The organism is Mucilaginibacter segetis (assembly GCF_016522075.1).
Lineage (GTDB): Bacteria > Bacteroidota > Bacteroidia > Sphingobacteriales > Sphingobacteriaceae > Mucilaginibacter > Mucilaginibacter segetis.
The window spans coordinates 431,119-447,772 of sequence record NZ_JAEHFW010000003.1; the positions used below are offsets into that span (position 1 = coordinate 431,119).

14 protein-coding genes are annotated in these 16,654 nt (G+C 42.9%); 5 read left to right on the forward strand and 9 right to left on the reverse strand.

Annotated elements, in window-relative coordinates; genetic code table 11:
• The first annotated feature begins 48 nt into the window (after nucleotides 1–48).
• The 3 genes from I5M19_RS15680 to I5M19_RS15690 are packed head-to-tail and all read left to right on the forward strand — an operon-like array spanning nucleotide 49 to nucleotide 3,442.
• A complete protein-coding gene (locus I5M19_RS15680) occupies nucleotides 49–1,605 on the forward strand; it encodes an APC family permease (RefSeq protein ID WP_200067303.1) in 1,557 nt (518 codons plus the stop codon).
• A gap of 54 nt (nucleotides 1,606–1,659) precedes the next feature.
• Nucleotides 1,660–2,865, forward strand: a complete 1,206-nt coding sequence (locus tag I5M19_RS15685; protein WP_317193245.1) for an MFS transporter — start codon at nucleotides 1,660–1,662, stop codon at nucleotides 2,863–2,865.
• A gap of 7 nt (nucleotides 2,866–2,872) precedes the next feature.
• Nucleotides 2,873–3,442 carry a MarC family protein gene (locus I5M19_RS15690; protein ID WP_200067305.1) on the forward strand — a complete coding sequence of 190 codons (570 nt, stop codon included), beginning with the start codon at nucleotides 2,873–2,875 and terminating at the stop codon, nucleotides 3,440–3,442.
• A 124-nt stretch (nucleotides 3,443–3,566) separates the two neighbouring features.
• Here I5M19_RS15690 and I5M19_RS15695 read toward each other — a convergent pair whose 3' ends face one another.
• From I5M19_RS15695 to guaA, 3 genes are read right to left on the reverse strand one after another with little or no spacing between them, the layout of a single operon-like run.
• A complete protein-coding gene (locus I5M19_RS15695; protein ID WP_200067306.1) occupies nucleotides 3,567–4,727 on the reverse strand; it encodes an RsmB/NOP family class I SAM-dependent RNA methyltransferase in 1,161 nt (386 codons plus the stop codon).
• Nucleotides 4,724–5,995, reverse strand: a complete 1,272-nt coding sequence (locus tag I5M19_RS15700; protein ID WP_200067307.1) for an ABC transporter substrate-binding protein — start codon at nucleotides 5,993–5,995, stop codon at nucleotides 4,724–4,726. The genes I5M19_RS15695 and I5M19_RS15700 overlap by 4 nt, the downstream gene beginning before the upstream one ends.
• A complete protein-coding gene (gene guaA / locus I5M19_RS15705; RefSeq protein WP_200067308.1) occupies nucleotides 5,952–7,481 on the reverse strand; it encodes a glutamine-hydrolyzing GMP synthase in 1,530 nt (509 codons plus the stop codon). Before guaA ends, I5M19_RS15700 begins: the two co-directional genes overlap by 44 nt.
• A 191-nt stretch (nucleotides 7,482–7,672) precedes the next feature.
• Between guaA and I5M19_RS15710 the strand changes: the two genes are divergently transcribed.
• Nucleotides 7,673–8,539, forward strand: a complete 867-nt coding sequence (locus tag I5M19_RS15710; RefSeq protein WP_200067309.1) for a caspase family protein — start codon at nucleotides 7,673–7,675, stop codon at nucleotides 8,537–8,539.
• A complete protein-coding gene (locus tag I5M19_RS15715; protein ID WP_200067310.1) occupies nucleotides 8,536–9,621 on the forward strand; it encodes a lipid A-modifier LpxR family protein in 1,086 nt (361 codons plus the stop codon). The genes I5M19_RS15710 and I5M19_RS15715 overlap by 4 nt, the downstream gene beginning before the upstream one ends.
• A gap of 3 nt (nucleotides 9,622–9,624) precedes the next feature.
• Here I5M19_RS15715 and I5M19_RS15720 read toward each other — a convergent pair whose 3' ends face one another.
• The 6 genes from I5M19_RS15720 to I5M19_RS15745 form a co-directional block, all read right to left on the reverse strand.
• Nucleotides 9,625–12,081: a DUF5686 and carboxypeptidase regulatory-like domain-containing protein gene (locus tag I5M19_RS15720; protein ID WP_200067311.1), complete on the reverse strand. Its 2,457-nt coding sequence runs from the start codon at nucleotides 12,079–12,081 to the stop codon at nucleotides 9,625–9,627.
• A gap of 122 nt (nucleotides 12,082–12,203) precedes the next feature.
• Nucleotides 12,204–13,532: a bifunctional folylpolyglutamate synthase/dihydrofolate synthase gene (locus I5M19_RS15725; RefSeq protein WP_235985860.1), complete on the reverse strand. Its 1,329-nt coding sequence runs from the start codon at nucleotides 13,530–13,532 to the stop codon at nucleotides 12,204–12,206.
• 111 nt (nucleotides 13,533–13,643) lie between these two features.
• On the reverse strand, nucleotides 13,644–14,456 hold the full coding sequence (locus tag I5M19_RS15730) for an energy transducer TonB (RefSeq protein WP_200067312.1): 813 nt from the start codon (nucleotides 14,454–14,456) through the stop codon (nucleotides 13,644–13,646).
• Between the two features lie 10 nt (nucleotides 14,457–14,466).
• Nucleotides 14,467–14,868 carry an ExbD/TolR family protein gene (locus tag I5M19_RS15735; protein WP_200067313.1) on the reverse strand — a complete coding sequence of 134 codons (402 nt, stop codon included), beginning with the start codon at nucleotides 14,866–14,868 and terminating at the stop codon, nucleotides 14,467–14,469.
• A complete protein-coding gene (locus tag I5M19_RS15740; RefSeq protein WP_200067314.1) occupies nucleotides 14,865–15,575 on the reverse strand; it encodes a MotA/TolQ/ExbB proton channel family protein in 711 nt (236 codons plus the stop codon). The genes I5M19_RS15735 and I5M19_RS15740 overlap by 4 nt, the downstream gene beginning before the upstream one ends.
• Complete coding sequence (locus I5M19_RS15745; protein ID WP_200067315.1) at nucleotides 15,572–16,648, reverse strand: HU domain-containing protein; 1,077 nt, start codon at nucleotides 16,646–16,648, stop codon at nucleotides 15,572–15,574. Before I5M19_RS15745 ends, I5M19_RS15740 begins: the two co-directional genes overlap by 4 nt.
• Nucleotides 16,649–16,654: the final 6 nt, after the last annotated feature.

Here is a 16,654-nt window from a genome sequence, read left to right on the forward strand (position 1 = left end):
TTTGGGACAACACGATTTTAACTATTACTGATCTTACTTAAAATTAAAATGAAGTTATTTATTAAGAAACCGATCGAGCAGTTACTGGCTGCCTCGAGGGAGACAGAGAAAACCTTAAAACGAACGCTTGGCCTGGGTTCGCTTATTGCCCTGGGTATCGGTGCCATTATTGGCGCGGGTATTTTTGTGCGGACCGCAGCAGCAGCAGGTGAACACGCCGGACCGGCAGTTACCATTTCATTTATTATAGCGGCATCTGGTTGCGCGCTGGCCGGACTTTGCTATGCAGAGTTTGCCAGTATGATACCTATAGCCGGATCGGCCTATACCTACTCTTATGCTACTATGGGCGAGCTTATCGCCTGGATAATAGGATGGGATCTGGTGCTGGAATATGCTTTGGGAGCCGCCACGGTATCTATAGGTTGGGCACAGTATTTTAATGAATTTTTGCATACGTTCTTTAACGTTCACATACCATACTCCCTCTCTCACTCGCCGTTTGAGGTAGCCAACCTGCATAGCGGTATGTACGCTGGTGAATTTGGTACGCGGGGTATGATTGACCTGCCTGCCATATTTATATTGCTGATGCTTACCATGCTGCTTATCCGCGGGATGTCTGAGTCGGCAATTGTGAATAACGTTATTGTAATTGTGAAAGTAGCAATCGTGTTAATGATCATCTCTTTAGGATGGCAATTCATTAACCCTGCTTTACATACTCCTTACATGATCCCTGCGGATGAGGGTAGTGTTACTACCAGTACGGGTGTAGTTAACTACGCCGATACCTTTAATCATGGCTGGCTCGGTGTATTAAGGGGAGCGAGTGTGGTATTCTTCGCGTTCATCGGTTTTGATGCCGTATCAACTGCCGCTCAGGAAGCTAAAAATCCGCAAAAAGATATGCCGAAAGGTATTCTTATCTCTTTAGTGATATGTACTGCACTATACATATTATTCTCTCACGTATTAACCGGATTAACTTCTTATAAAGACTTTTTAGTACAAGGTAAAGAAGCCTCAGTAACTTATGCTATTAAGCATGCTATGCCGGGTTATAACTGGCTGGCTAATTTAGTTACCGTAGCAATTCTGGCAGGTTTTTCATCAGTAATACTTGTGATGCTGATGGGCCAGACCCGTGTATTTTATACCATGAGTACTGATGGTTTAATTCCGCCTGTTTTCTCAAAATTACATCCGAAACACCGTACTCCTTATAAATCACAATGGTTGTTCTTTGTGTTCGTATCGTTATTTGCAGGTTTTATTCCGGATAGCGTTGTGGGCGAAATGGTGAGTATTGGTACACTGTTTGCGTTTGTGCTGGTTTGTATAGGTATATTTATCCTCCGCAAAACCGATCCGAATTTGGAGCGACCTTTCAGGACTCCGGCTTACCAGGTAGTTTGTATTCTGGGTGCCGCTATTTGTGCCTGTATGATAGCCAGCGAAGGTTTAGAGAACTGGTTACGATTATTAGTATGGTTGTTAATAGGCTTTATTATTTACTTTGGTTACAGTGTTAAAAGATCGCATGTAAGGCATGGTAAAGTTGAAGGGGTGGACGATCCGCCGAATCCTAATTTTATGGAGTAATATTATCCCATTATAATGTAAAGGTTCTGCCGCAGCAGAACCTTTTTTGTTTTTATCGCTTTTGTAAGGAGTAAAAAGAAAACACGCCGGATGAAGATCAATAAAATATTATGGGTACTTGTTTTTATCGCGATAATCAACTCAATGGGCTTTGGTATTATTATCCCATTGCTTTATCCGTATGGTAAAAAGTTTGGTGTTACGCAGCAAACCATCGGTTTGCTTACGGCCGCGTTTTCCATCGCGCAGTTTTTTGCAACGCCGGTGTTGGGTTCCCTGTCCGACAGGTTTGGCCGTAAACCTATACTGATCATCAGCCTGGCAGGCACCTGCGCATCTTTTTTGATGTTTGGTTTGGCCAACAGCATCTTTATATTATTCGCCGCCCGCATACTTGATGGACTTACCGGTGGTAATATTTCTGTAGCGCAGGCCATGATATCTGATATATCATCGCCGCAGGAGCGTGCACGCAATTTCGGCATATTAGGTTCGGCATTTGGTTTTGGCTTTGTTATAGGGCCTGCTATAGGCGGGTTACTGAGTAAATTTGGTATACAGGTGCCTTTCTTTTTTGCGGCCGGTATCGCATTAATTGGTATACTGCTTACCTTTTTTTTTCTGAAAGAAACTAATAAAAGAAAGGGCAAAAGCTCCCATACCAAAGAGCAGAGCTTCAATTTTATATCGCTGATAACGGTATTAAAGACTCCTGTAATTGGTACGGCGGTATTCACCGGGTTTTTACTTACCATGGCACAATTTACCATGCTGATAGGTTTTCAGACTTTCAGTGTTGATTCGTTAAAGCTTAGTCCATCACAAATAGGATTGTTTTATGCCGGATTTGGAATAAGCGGCATTTTAATGCAGCTGGCGGTACCGTTGGTTACTAAGGTAATTTCGTCCAAATCATTGATATTGCTCATTTCTACCATGTTGTGTTTTGGGGCTATGGTAGTAGCCGGCTTTGCTATGGGTACGCTGGTATTTGCGATATGCGTTGGTTTTTATGGCTTATTTAACGGCTTGCGCAACCCTATGCTGAATGCGATAATTGCCGACCATAATAAAGAGGGTACGCATGGCAAAATCATGGGGATCAATCAGTCGTACGCTTCCATCGGGCAAACTCTCGGGCCGGTTAGTGCAGGATTAATTACAGTAATATCGGTACATAGCGTATTCTTTTTATCGTCTTTCTATATTTTAATTGCATTTTTGTTCAGTATTCGCTTAAAATCAAAAGAACAAAACTGACAATACCATGCATCCTTTAGTTTTCAAAGAGATCCTTTCTGTAACCATGATCCTTTTCGCCATTATTGATATACTGGGAGCCATACCGGTTATTATTGAAATGCGCAAGCGTGCAGGGCATATACAGTCGGAGAAGGCAAGTATAGCCGTATTGGTGCTAATGATAACTTTCCTTTTCTTAGGAGATGAATTATTAGGGATCATCGGGCTGGATATTTCGTCATTCGCGATAGCGGGTTCCCTGGTTATTTTTATCATCGCTATGGAAATGGTATTGGGGGTTAACTTTTTTAAGGAAGAAATGCCCGAGGCGGTATCTATTGTACCACTCGCTTTCCCGCTTATTGCGGGTGCAGGCACCATGACCACGCTTTTATCGCTAAAATCGCAGTATCAAACTCAAAATATTATTGTAGGCATTGTAGTAAACACGCTGATAGTTTACCTGGTGCTTAAAAATGTACGCTGGCTCGAAAAGTTGTTAGGCCCCACAGGGCTGCATATTCTGCGCAAAGCATTCGGTATTATCTTATTGGCGATCGCTATAAAATTGTTCAGGAGTAATTCGGGGCTGTAGTATAGATGGGAAGGAGAAAGGAATGCCGGAATAAATGATTTAAAAGCGATCCTGATTCATTTATCCTGACTCTTGGCTCTTATACCTTGACCCCTGTCACTTAACTCTTATGTCTATTCTCTTCTTAAGCTATCAGCCTTGCCACAAACATGGTATCGGCTTTATGTTCGTAGCCTTTTAACACCTGCATTTCTTCGAGCTGCAGGTTAAGCTCTTTTACCATAAAATCTACAATGGCTTCGTTTTCGGCTTTAAAGGCTGAGCAGGTGATATAGATAATTGGCTTGCCCGGTTTTAAATGTTTGGCCACGTTGCGCGCTATGCTTTGCTGCAGGCGCTTAAAAAAGTCGGTCTTATGAATATCGAACTGGCTGATCATTTCAGGGGTGCGGCCCCAGGTGCCTGAACCGCTGCAAGGAGCATCCAGTATAATACCATCAAATTCGTAGTTGTGTAAAACCTGATCGTTATTTTCGGTGAGATCGAGCAGTTTTTTCTGATACCTGCGCAGGCCTGCTTCCTGGAAACGTTCGTCGAGGTTGACCAGGATAGATTCACGGATATCTGACACCACCAGCTTAATATCAGGTTGCAAGCTGTGCAATAGCAGCGATTTGCCGCCAGATGCTGCACAGGCATCCCACCAGTTGTCCCATTTTTCTGGTTTGAAAAATTGAGCGGTTTGCTGTGAGGACTGGTCCTGTACCTCGAACCAGTTATGCTTTGGGAATATGGCTTCTAAGCGGGTGCCGTTCGGTAAGGAGATGCAGCCATTACCTTCATCTTTAAAAGTTATACCTGCTTTGGTAAGGCCAGCCTTTACCTGCGTATCAAAGCCTGCATTTATACGAATAAAAAGGTCGGGCTGTATGAATATGGACTTTAAGAAAGATGCTTTATTGATGCCCGCGGATAACTCACCCACCCAGGGAAATACATCATTCAAATTAAAATCGGGGTGTGCGGCAGTAATCAGCTTTATTTTTTCATCAGTATCAAAACTTATGCAGGCAGCCCACTCCGGTTTAAAATGCTGCAAAAAGGAATTGGTTTGTGTGTTACACAAAAATTCGGTAACCATTAAACGGTCCTCAGCCGGCAGATCGGGTAGCGCACGTCCCAGGCGGAAGTAATTATAAATAAGCCTTGTTGCCACACGCCTGTCGGTAGAGCCCATTTGCTTGTTTTGCCTATAAAAGCCCGGTAAAAATTTACTTAAAGGCGTTTCAGCCGGGTAGGCACCCAAAATTGTGTGAAACGTTTTAAGCTGATTAATGGCTTTCATTCGGCCCGTTTAAGTTCAAAGTTTTCGTATTTCAATATGTCAACATGGGCATTTACCCAACCTTGTCCCGGCACTTTTACAAAATGGAAATCGTTGTGCAGGCCTAAGTAGTTATATTCATCAGGTTTTTTGATATGATCATCCCCGTCGGCAAGCAGTTGGCCCAGGTATAAGCCTTCATCAAAGCCTTTTATAGCGTATTCGGTAGGTTCGGTATGGTAGGCACGACGATAATTCCGTAAAAAAACTACGGTAGCTACACTTTTATAATCCACCTTGTATGATGAGGTGATATGGGTATTAACATGCTGTAATTGTGCAGCCTTTAAGTAGGTCAATTTCTCCCAGTTCGGATGGCCGAATACCTGTACGGGGTACTCATCAGACAGATCCTCAAGCGAGCGCAAAGTAATTGTTAAAAAAGCCTGCTTTGTTGATGGTATGATAAAAATATTATCAGCCGTTCTTGATAGCTGAGGCATTAACCCTTTCAGGTCGCCATGCACAACGGTGGTGCTTATCACCTGTATGTGCTTATTGCTTAAGCTATCTATCGTTTTTTTAAAGGGTATAATATAATCGTTATCCTCGCTGTAACCGGATTTAAGTATGAATATTTTTTTGGGGCGCAAACGTTCAAAAACGTAGGTGGCCGCGCCCGCAGCATGATATTCCAGCGGCGGGGTCATGGTTAACAGATGCGGATTTTTATAGGTGGATGGTGCTGAGGGCGAAAGCGGTGATACTATAGGTTGCTTAGCTGAGGCGAGTACCGATGTAAAAGCCTTGATATCCTCGGGGAAAACAGGCCCTACTATCAGATCACTCGAACGTATACGCGGATTATAACCCAGGCTATGCGCCTCTGCAACCCTGTCTTTAGAGTCGAAGATCTCCAGCTTATAGTCGGTACCGGTGCTTGTAGCCAATGAATCCAGTGCGAGTTTAAACCCCTGGTAATATTCCGCAGCCATATTGGCTTTGGTTAAGTTAGCGGCTGAATATTGTTGCCCGGGTCTTAACTGATCCAGTCCCAGCGGTAATATCATTGATATAGACGCGGGTTTATCTGTATGTTTTTTTACCGGTTTTTTTTCAACGGGTTTTTCGGGTTTAGACGGGTTTTTCTCTGTTGGCGGTGGTGGTATAGGTGTGGGTTTAGGTGTCTGTCTCACTTTTGGCGAGCAGGCAGCCATTGTTGCCGCTAAAAAAAATATCAGCCACTTATTCCCATTCAATAGTAGCCGGTGGTTTCGAACTGATGTCATATACTACCCGGTTAATTCCTTTTACATTGTTAATGATCTCGTTGGAGATTTTTGCCAGCAGGTTATAGGGTAAATGGCACCAATCGGCCGTCATACCGTCTAACGATTCTACCGCACGCAGGCAAATTACGTTCTCATAAGTACGCTCATCGCCCATTACACCTACCGATTGTACCGGTAAATAAATAGCGCCTGCCTGCCAAACTTTATCATAAACACCCGCAGCACGCAAATTGTTGATATAAATCGCATCTGCCTCTTGCAGTATCTGTACTTTTTCGGGTGTAATTTCACCCAATATCCTGATAGCCAGGCCCGGCCCCGGGAATGGATGCCTGCCCAAAATATTCTGATCAATATCTAAAGCCTTACCTACTTTACGCACTTCGTCTTTAAACAGGGTGTTTAACGGCTCTATCACTTTTAGTTTCATAAAATCAGGTAAGCCACCCACGTTGTGGTGCGATTTAATGGTTGCCGATGGCCCTTTAACCGATACGGATTCAATTACATCCGGGTATATGGTGCCCTGGCCCAGCCAGCTAACACCTTGTACCTCGTGCGCGGCATCATCAAAAACCTCAATAAACACGCGGCCTATGGCTTTGCGTTTTTTCTCCGGATCGGTTAACCCTGCCAGCGCATCATAAAAACGCTGTCTGGCATCAACCCCTTTTATATTAAGCCCCATATGGCGGTATGAATCTAAAACAGATTCAAACTCATTTTTACGCAGCAGGCCGTTATCAACAAATATACAATGTAAATTGGTACCTATAGCATGGTGCAGTAATACCGCAGCTACGGATGAGTCAACTCCGCCCGAAAGGCCAAGCACTACTTTATCATTACCTAATTTTTCTTTCAGTTCGGCAATGGTGGTTTCTACAAAGGAGTCAGGTGTCCAGTCCTGTATGCATCCGCAAATATCTACCAAAAAGTTTTGCAGTAATTGTTTACCATCAATACTATGGGTTACCTCGGGGTGAAATTGAATACCGTAAGTTTTTGTTCCGCTGATCTGAAATGCGGCCACCTTTACGCTGTCAGTACTCGCTATGATCTCAAAATCATCGGCCAGGCGTGCAATGGTATCACCGTGTGACATCCATACCTGCGACCCCGCCGGTACATCCTTAAACAAAGAGTTTTCCTGCTTAATGTAATCCAGATTAGCACGGCCATACTCACGGGTGCTGGAAGCCATTACCTCGCCACCGTTAAAATGAGCCAGATGCTGTGCGCCATAGCATACACCTAAAATGGGCAGTTGCTGATGGTATTTAGCGAACTCAAAATAAGGAGCATCGTCCTGCCGAACGGAATAGGGACTGCCTGAAAGGATAATGCCTTTTACGCTTTCGTCAATATCAGGAAACTTGTTGAAGGGGTGGATCTCGCAGTAAATATTGAGTTCCCGGACACGGCGCGCGATAAGCTGGGTAAATTGCGAACCGAAGTCAAGAATGAGGATTTTTTCTTGCATGGGCAAAGATAAGTTTTTGTTTGAGATGTGAGAAGGGAGATTGTTAAAATGTGACAAGAAATAAAAATACTGGGAAACGAAAAAACACCGCGATTTGAGGTGTAAAAATCAGGTGTTTTAACGGGGTGAAATTTAAAAACCTATAGCTAAATTTAAGTATAGTTCAGTTAACCTCTTATCACTTTTTTAATATGCGCCGCAAAACCATATATATTATTGTTTTTATAGTATTACTTGCCGCCACATTATTTATTATTTACAAACCATTCACCCCTCAGAAGGCTGAATTTGCACCCGTTGAAACAAAAAAATTTGCATTGCTTGTTGGTATATCTACAAGAAATCCGGGTATGAGCAAGGATATTCAAAATATGGAAACCCTGGTTAAAAGGGCAGGCGTAGAGAGTAATGATATCACCATATTAACAAGAAGTAACGACGCGACCGTGGGGAACGTGCTTTCTCAACTACAATCTTATGCGGATAATTTAAAAGATGGCGACTATCTGTATTTGTATTTTACAGGCCACGGGGGCCAGGTTTACGATAGCAACCATGACGAAGCCGCTATTCATCCCGGGGATACGTTAGATGAAACTATTTTATTATACGATGGCCAGTTGGTAGATGATGAGCTGTTTAATAAGTTTGCCGGCTTTTCCAAAAAAGTAAATATTGTTTTTATAGCTGATTGCTGCGATGGAGGCACGTTGCCAGCTTTAACTGGTGAAAAAAGTATAAATAACGATTTTAATTTAGCCGAAGGACTTGACATCAGTAAGCTTAACGCCCAGATAATTTATTTAGGTGCCAGCCTGGATGGGGAACGCGCGGTATCGAAACCAGACGGATCCGTATTTACTTCTGCCTTATTCGGGGTTTGCACACAGGGTGCATCGCTTAATTATTATAACACACTTCAGCGGGTTAAAGCAAATGTTAAGGCCGATCAACAACCTGTATATATGGAATTAAGCAGTAATGGCATATGCGAAAAGATAAATGCCTGCAACAGTGCAGATGCACAATTCAGAAATCAACCAGCTTTTAGAAAATGAAAACTACATTTTTAATTGTTTTATTATGCGCTGCTTGTTATATGGCAAAAGCGCAGGTAACTGATTCTTTACGTGAGCAAAACCGCAGTATAATGATCTATACGGATGAAGACCTGAACCCAATACTTCAGTTCTCTAACGCGCGCGATCAGAATTATACAATGGGTTTTGGCGGCGGATTTACTAACCCCAAATTGGAACATACTTTACTTTTTAAACCCGGGGAATGGTTAACCAAACTATTTACAGGGAGGTATGTATATAAAGCAGAGGTAGATCACCTGTCGCCAGGTTTATCTATTAATGGTACCGCCTTTACACCCGATGATCTGCAAAGCTATGATGTAATTGCAGGCGACAGGCCCTACGCGTTTTTGTTAGGCTTATCAGCCAAGCAGATTTATTTAAACGGAAGCACTAATGAGCTTTACGCCAGTGATTTTGTTTACGGAGTGTTGGGGCTTAGACTGGGGCAAACCGTGCAAACGGCTATTCATAAACTTATGAATGACGGAAATACCCACGAACCCTTTATACCCAGAGGGTGGCCGCATCAGATATCAGATGGCGGTGAGCCGACATTACTATATTCGCTTAGTTACGAAAAATTGCTGACAACGAACTCGCCAGGCGGCAATACATTTTATGAGCTAAAGTGGGGATGGCAGGGAATGGCCGGTTATTATAATGGTGCTAATGTGCAATTAGGCGGCAGGTTAGGGATATTGAATAATGATAATTGGTATATGAATTTTAATCCGATGGGCGACATGAACAAAGGTATCTATGCAAAGAAGAAGAGGAAGTTTGAGCTGTTTGTTTTCGGCGGGGTAAAACCATCTGTAATGTTGTATAATGAATTATTAAGCGGTGGGTTTTCACACTCCGATTACACACTGGGCTTTAATCAGTTAAATCATTTTATTTTAGAATGGGAGAGTGGCATAGGGGTAACCCTGCCCTGTAAAACGCTAACCACTAATATTACCTGGGCATTTAATTCAGGCAGAACAAGTGAATTAAATACCGCCTATAGCCGGTCGCATCAATGGGGTGGAATATACCTTACCTTTAGCTATTAGTTACTAAAAGCCTATCCCTATTCTTATAGCTGAATTAACAGAACTATTGCCGCTAAGCGTAGTGCCATACATGATACGAATGCCTGCTGGTGTAAGTATGCCAAAGCCCAGTTCGGTATAATTTTTCAGGGTGGGGGTAGTTAAGTAATTCACATCTACCAGCTCCTGCAATTTAAGCGATCGTAAAAGGGGGATCTTATTAAAAATAAAGCCTGAGAAATTATGTTCGAGATGGCCCTCCAGGTATTTGTTGCCCGTGCTGAAGTTGTAATAATCAAGCAGCAGGAACTTGCTTTCCCCGGGTTTATAAAATAATGCCTGGTTGCCGCTAAAATGCCTGAAATCGGTAAAATAGATGTTTTTTACATCGAAGAACTTACCGGCAGCTATATAAAATGATGTGCGGCCATACATCCCCAACGGAATGTCGGATTTGGTCACATCGGCAGAAATTAGACTATAATCGGCGTCAGCACCTAAGACATTTTTTACCGCCTTTGTAAATGATAACCCAATAGTAGGATATTTTGATGGCAGGTAACGCCTGCCTGCAGGATAGGTTTCATATTTATTGCTGAAGTTATACGTAGTACGGAAACCTATCTTAAAAGATTGATTCTCCGGAAAGAGCGGAACATCCTGCGCAGGTAATAACGGATTATTGGACGAATACTCGCGGTTGGCCGGATGGAAGATACTGAAATAGGAAGTGTTTGGCAGCCATTTTCTATTAGCCCACTCTACCGATGCGCTGGCCAGCCAGCCTCCACTAATACGGGTTGATGCAGAAGCAGCCGCGTATTTCTTTTGGTAAAGCTTCTCGAAATTCTCACGGGCAAATAAACTATGTATAGTATTGTTAAAGTCGGTAATTGAATTGCGGTTGTTCATATCCAGCACGTCAGAGCCGCCTGTAAAGTTAAGGTTAACCGGTCCGGCAGGTACTGTTATGCCGCCGTTAAGGTTAAATAAATGATTGGAAAAGCCATACCGTGCCTTGCCATATACCGATAGATACCGATTGTTGGCACTGTCTATCTGTTTGGTGAAGGATGCGCCGTAGTCAATAGCGAATCCTTCCACGGTATTATAAAGCAGGGAGCCCAAAACCGAATTGAAGTTATAATATTCATGATCGTAGCGGTTGCGGTGATTATACCCGCCCAATAGCAGCTTGCCAATGCTTACTTTATTGTTTACACTATCCAATGAATCGAGGTAAGGTTTTGATTCGCGTTTGGCAGCCAGTACCGCTTTTTTCTGATAGTCGGTTTTTTCTTCGGCGGTGAGCGGAATAGGCCGTTCCTGCTCCCAATAGGTAGAATCTTTTTTATTAACGCCTTTGGTTATTTTTAATACTTCGTTAAAATCCTTTTTATTGAGTTGGGGATTAAGGTCATAATTTTTATAAAGCGAGATAAAATACCCACCGAATTTAAAACCAAATATGCCACCTGTAAATTCAAACTTAACAGAAGCAGGCATCCAAACGTCTTTACTTACCGGAAAAAATTGCTGATCTACCTTAAGGGTATCCACAAAGTTAATGTTGGCTTTTTTGGTAATGTAAAGCCCAACGCTTTGCAGTCGCCAGCTGTCATCCAGTATATATATATAACCGCTAAAACATGGGTCGTGCTCGCGGCGTGGTGTAACCCGTATTTTATTAATGGTTTCGCCGTTCTCTATGGAAATGCCCATCCAGGTATATTTATAGTAAAACAGGGCGTTATCTGCAATGGGTGATATGAGCGGACGATTACTAAGTCCGTCCCAGTATTGCAGATTTTCGTAAAAATCAACCTTCATGTCTGAGGCCCGGTTATAGCTGAAAGCCTTGTTACTACCCGAAACCTTAGAAGAGACCAGCTCCTCGTGTACGTTATCAGGCTGCATGAAACTAAATTTTGATTGCGACTCCGACAGGTAAATGATACCGGTTCGGTTGGAGTCTAAACCGGCTTCGCGTGTAGCTTTTTGTACATCAAAGCCCAGGAATTTTTTTGGCGCTGCAAGCAATTTTTGTAAACCTTTAATATAAACTTCGCAGGTAAAGGCATCTACCTGGTTCAGATAACTTTTTCTTTTTTTAATGGCCTTGCGAATGATGGCATAGGCGGGATCCTCGCCGCCGGAATGTACCGTTACCTCGTTTAACTGATACTCTTCCGTTTTTAAAACTACGTTTAGTTGCTGGTTTGCTGTAAGGTTAACCTTACGACTTTCCTGCTTGTAGCCTACCGCTTTATATTGTATATCATAAGTTCCTTTTTTTAAGGTAAGTGTGTATTCACCATCGCTGTTTGCTGAGGCCCCTTTAGTAGTATTTTTTATGTATACAGTGGCAAACGGTACAGCATTGCCGTTATCATCGGTGATCTTGCCGTTTATCATGGCGTCCTGAGCGTGTAAGGCAGTTGCGGAAATTAGTAGAACAAACAGTAAAAGGGTGTATCTCATGTTGGCAGATTAGGTTTATGCGAATATGTGGCTTATTTTATAAAGTTTTTAGACTGTGGATGTTAATAATTGTTAAAGAAAACCACCAGTAAACTTTAATAAGGCTTATCAACCGCCGCCGATCAGATGATCTCTGCAACTACAAATGTACTGCCTCCTGCAAAAACCAGATCGGTATCAGCAGCGTTAGCCTGTGCAGCCTGCAAGGCGCTTTGTACCGATGGATAAACATCTCCGTGCAAATCAAATACGCCCGCCTGTTGCTTTAGCGTTTCAGCATCCAGTCCGCGCGGAATATCAGGTTTACAGAAATAATACACGGCAGCTTTAGGCAGCATAGCCAGAATTTTAGCGCTATCCTTATCATTAACTACGCCTATTACAAAGTGCAGTTTGTTATAGCTTACTGCAGCAATGTTTTTTAATACCTCCTGTATGCCATCCGGGTTGTGGCCGGTATCGCAAATGGTTAATGGTTGGTTATTGATCACTTCCCAACGGCCATGCAGGCCGGTTAAGGTTTTTACCTGCTTAAGTGCTTTTACAACATGCTCATCAGTAATGGTAAAACCCTGTTCCCTTAGTTCCTGCACGGCTGAAAGTACAGTTTTTAAATTCTTAAGCTGATAGGTGCCGGTTAGATCGAGCTGAAGATGCAGCACCGGATCATCCGAAAGGCCGAAGGTTGGCAATACGTGTTTTTGAATATCCACGGCCAGGTAATTGCCATCTTTTTCAGCAGCAATCAATCCCCATTCTTCGGATGCGAATACCATTTCACTGTTTTCCTTTTTCGTCTTATTTATAAAGGTATCTGCTACCTCGGGCTGGTATTCGCCCACTACTAAGGGTACGTTTGGTTTAATAATGCCTGCTTTTTCTGCAGCTATCAGTTGCAGGGTATTGCCCAGCATATTCATGTGATCCCAACCTATATTGGTAATAACAGATAAAAGGGGGGTGATGATGTTGGTGGAATCCAGCCTGCCCCCCAGGCCAACTTCTATTATCGCGATATTAACCTGCTCTTTGGCGAATACATCAAAGGCAAGGGCAACGGTCATCTCGAAAAAGGAAGGTTGTATGTTTTCAAAATCCGTTTGATGCAGCGCCACAAAATCAATAACGGTTTGTTCGCTTATCATTTCGCCGTTTATACGGATGCGCTCTCTGAAATCTTTTAAATGTGGCGAGGTGTACAGGCCTGTTTTATACCCCGCAGTTTGCAGTATGGCTGCGAGCATGTGTGAGGTAGAACCCTTGCCATTGGTGCCGCCTATGTGTATGCTTTTGAACCTGTGCTGAGGATTGCCGAGGAGTTTACACAGAGCAAGCGTATTGGTCAGGTCTTTTTTAAATGCCGAAGCACCATCCCGGGTAAACATGGGCAGGCGGGTGTAGAGGTAATGGAGGGTGTTTTGGTAGTCCATAGTCCATAGTCCATAGGCCATAGCTATGGAAAGCGGGTAAATTTATAAATAATTAAAGGATGATTTATTGCAAGTACCACTCAAAATTCTGCTCCTGCTACTCAGGCAACCGGTACTTAAAACGCTTAAATTTTAATTTACCTTAAACACAAAAACCACTGTACCTATCTGAGTATCGGGCGCATTATCCAGAGAGTTAAGTTTGGAGTTTTTTACTGCTTCCTCGCATTTATTCAACAGGTCGGCATCAGTAATAGTTGTTCCGCGGGCGCCGGCGCGGGCGTATATTACGTTACCATCGCGGTCTACCCGTATATCTACAACCACTTTTCCGGTGCGTCGATGATCGTCCTTTACATCGGGCTTGCGCACAAAGTTACGCTGCGACAGGTTAAGGTCGCCGCCATTGCCCGATCCGGTGCCGTTATAATTATTGGTAAGTGTTGTACCTGTTGGCTTGCCCTGGTTACCGGGTTTATTACCGGTTCCGTCACCTTCGCCAGTACCTTTGTTGGCACTACCCTTATACAAGGCGTTTTGGTTAACGGTTGGTTTGGCTTCTTTTTTATTTTGCTCCGTAGCTACAGTATTAGTTGGTTTTGTAGTATTGGCAACTACTTCGGGCGCATCTTCGTTATTTTGGGTTACAATGTTTTTATCGCTGCTTTCTTCCTGTACTTTTTGTTCGGTAGTTGGGGCGTCGGTAACTTTATCGGGTTTGGTATTGTTGGCTTTTTCGGCAACTGACGGTTCCTCGGTACTCATATAATCGTTACCCATGCCTTCGTCGGTAGTGCCGTAATTTACCAAAATGCCACCTGTGCCCTCCTCATGCCTGGCGGGCGAATGAAATACAATAAAATAGCACAAAGCCATTACAACGGCAATTATGATGCCTGTTGCTGCAAATGCCTTGGGATAATTATTTTCTTCTCTGTATTCCATTTTAAACGCTCTAACCTTTTGGTTCGGTAGCTAAAACCAGTTTAATATTCAATTTCTGCGCTATATCCATTACCTGTACCACATCCTGTATGGCAACAGTCCTGTCTACATACAGGATAATAGTAAGTTCGGTAGCTAATGATTTATAGCCTGATAAGGTGTTTTGCAGGTTATCAATAGCCACCTCCTTTTTATCAACGTAATATTTCAGATCTTTGGTTACCGATACCGTAATTGTTTTTTTGGAAACCGATTGCCCGCTTGATGATTTGGGCAACATCAGTTTTATAACGTTTGGATTGGTAACTGTTGATGCTATCAGGAAAAACAACATCAGGAAAAACATAATATCGTTCATTGCCGAGGTGTGTACCTCCGCAGCAGCGCCTCTTTGTCTTTTTCTCAGATTCATTTACTTGGTTCTTCTAACAGATCTATAAATTCAATGGCATCGGTTTCCAGTTTTAATATCATCTTGTCAACCATCATGTTCAGTATATTATGGCATACATAGGCAATTATACCTACCAATAGTCCGGCTGCCGATGTTACCATTTTTACGTACAAACCACCGGATATCACACCCATGCTGATGTTATCGGTTTTTGATATGTCGTAAAATATTTTGATAACCCCTGCAATGGTACCCAGGAAACCAAACATGGGTGCAATACCGGCTACAATGCCTATTATGCTGATGTTTTTTTCCAGCTTCGCAACTTCCAATTTACCAACATTCTCTATCGCGCCCTCAATATCCTTTATAGGCCTGCCAATACGTAGCAGTCCTTTTTGTAACATACGGCCCAGTGGTGAATTACTGTTGCGGCAAATAGCTATTGCCGATTGCAGGTTACCCGATTCAATACTGTCGCGTACCTGTTTTATGAGGTGTGATTCATTTTTAGCAGCTTTACGTATGGTAAAGTAACGTTCAAAAAATATAACCAGCGCAAGCACTAATAATAGCCCTATGGGTAACATTATCCAGCCACCCTTTATAAGCAGGTCGCCAAACCTTAATTCCTGATCAGGTATTTGTGATACTTGTGTAGCAGCCTGGGTAGTGGTGTCTAATAGTCGTGCGGCTGTATCTGCAACCTGCAATAATAGCGTCATAGTTTTGGTTTAATTTCTAATGGATAAATGTCTTTACTAACTTTTTTTGTGTCTATCAACTCGCGTATGGCGGTCATTGCTTCACTGCGTTTTTTAAAGGTGCCTAGGGTAATATGTACTCTTGGCCCGGGTACATCATCAGCAATACGGGCTTCTACACCCAATGTTTTATAGTTTTGTATGGAGCGGTTTGCTTCTTTGAGTGTTTTAAATGTTCCGCCCATAATTTCCCATCGGGGAAGTGGTATCGTATCAGTTTTTGCAGCGGTTGTTTTTGCTAACGTATCAGTTTTTGCAACGGGTGTAATTATTTCAGAAGTATCCTTTTCAGGTTCCTGTTTTTTTGGTGTATCGGTAGGGGGTAATACCTGTATTTTTGGTGCAGGTGCCTTTTTTTCAGATCCCCATTGCATGAGGCTCAATTCAGAAGGATCATACCGGTATATAAGGAATGCCACCAACGCGGTAAAAGCGAGCGCCAGCCCGATAAACACCCAGGTTGTTTTTCTGCGGCGCTTAGTGGTAAGTTCCACCAAATATTCCTCATGCGCCCGGTCTGATTCAAACTGCGGACCAACCGGCAGTGGTTTAATAATTTCCGTAAGTATCTCTTTCGGTCGTTGCGGTACGGCAACAGGTTCGGTAACTGCTACAGGTTTTTGTTCGCCTGTTTTTGCCACATCTATAACCGGGAAACCAAAAAAATCGGGTCCCGGAATTTCATTCTTGTTAGGATGAAAAAAAAGGTTTGTTCCTTCAATACTGAAAAAGCCTAAATCTGATAACTGTGCATTGCCGGACACCGCATTTTGTTTCAGCGCGGTTATAAATTTCTCGGTAAAATACTTAGACGATGCTATGGATATGTTTTTTTTAACGGCTATATATTCCGCCAATGTATCGTCTTCAAATGATTGCGGATCGAATTGTACGCTATACCCGGGCGGATAAAATTTTGATTCGGCTGCATCGTAGCGTCCGTTTACGCGGGTATAGGCAAAATAACCCAAACCGGGTACATTTACATCCCCGTGCTGCCCCAGCAACTCACTTATATAATAGCCTACATCCATTCGCTA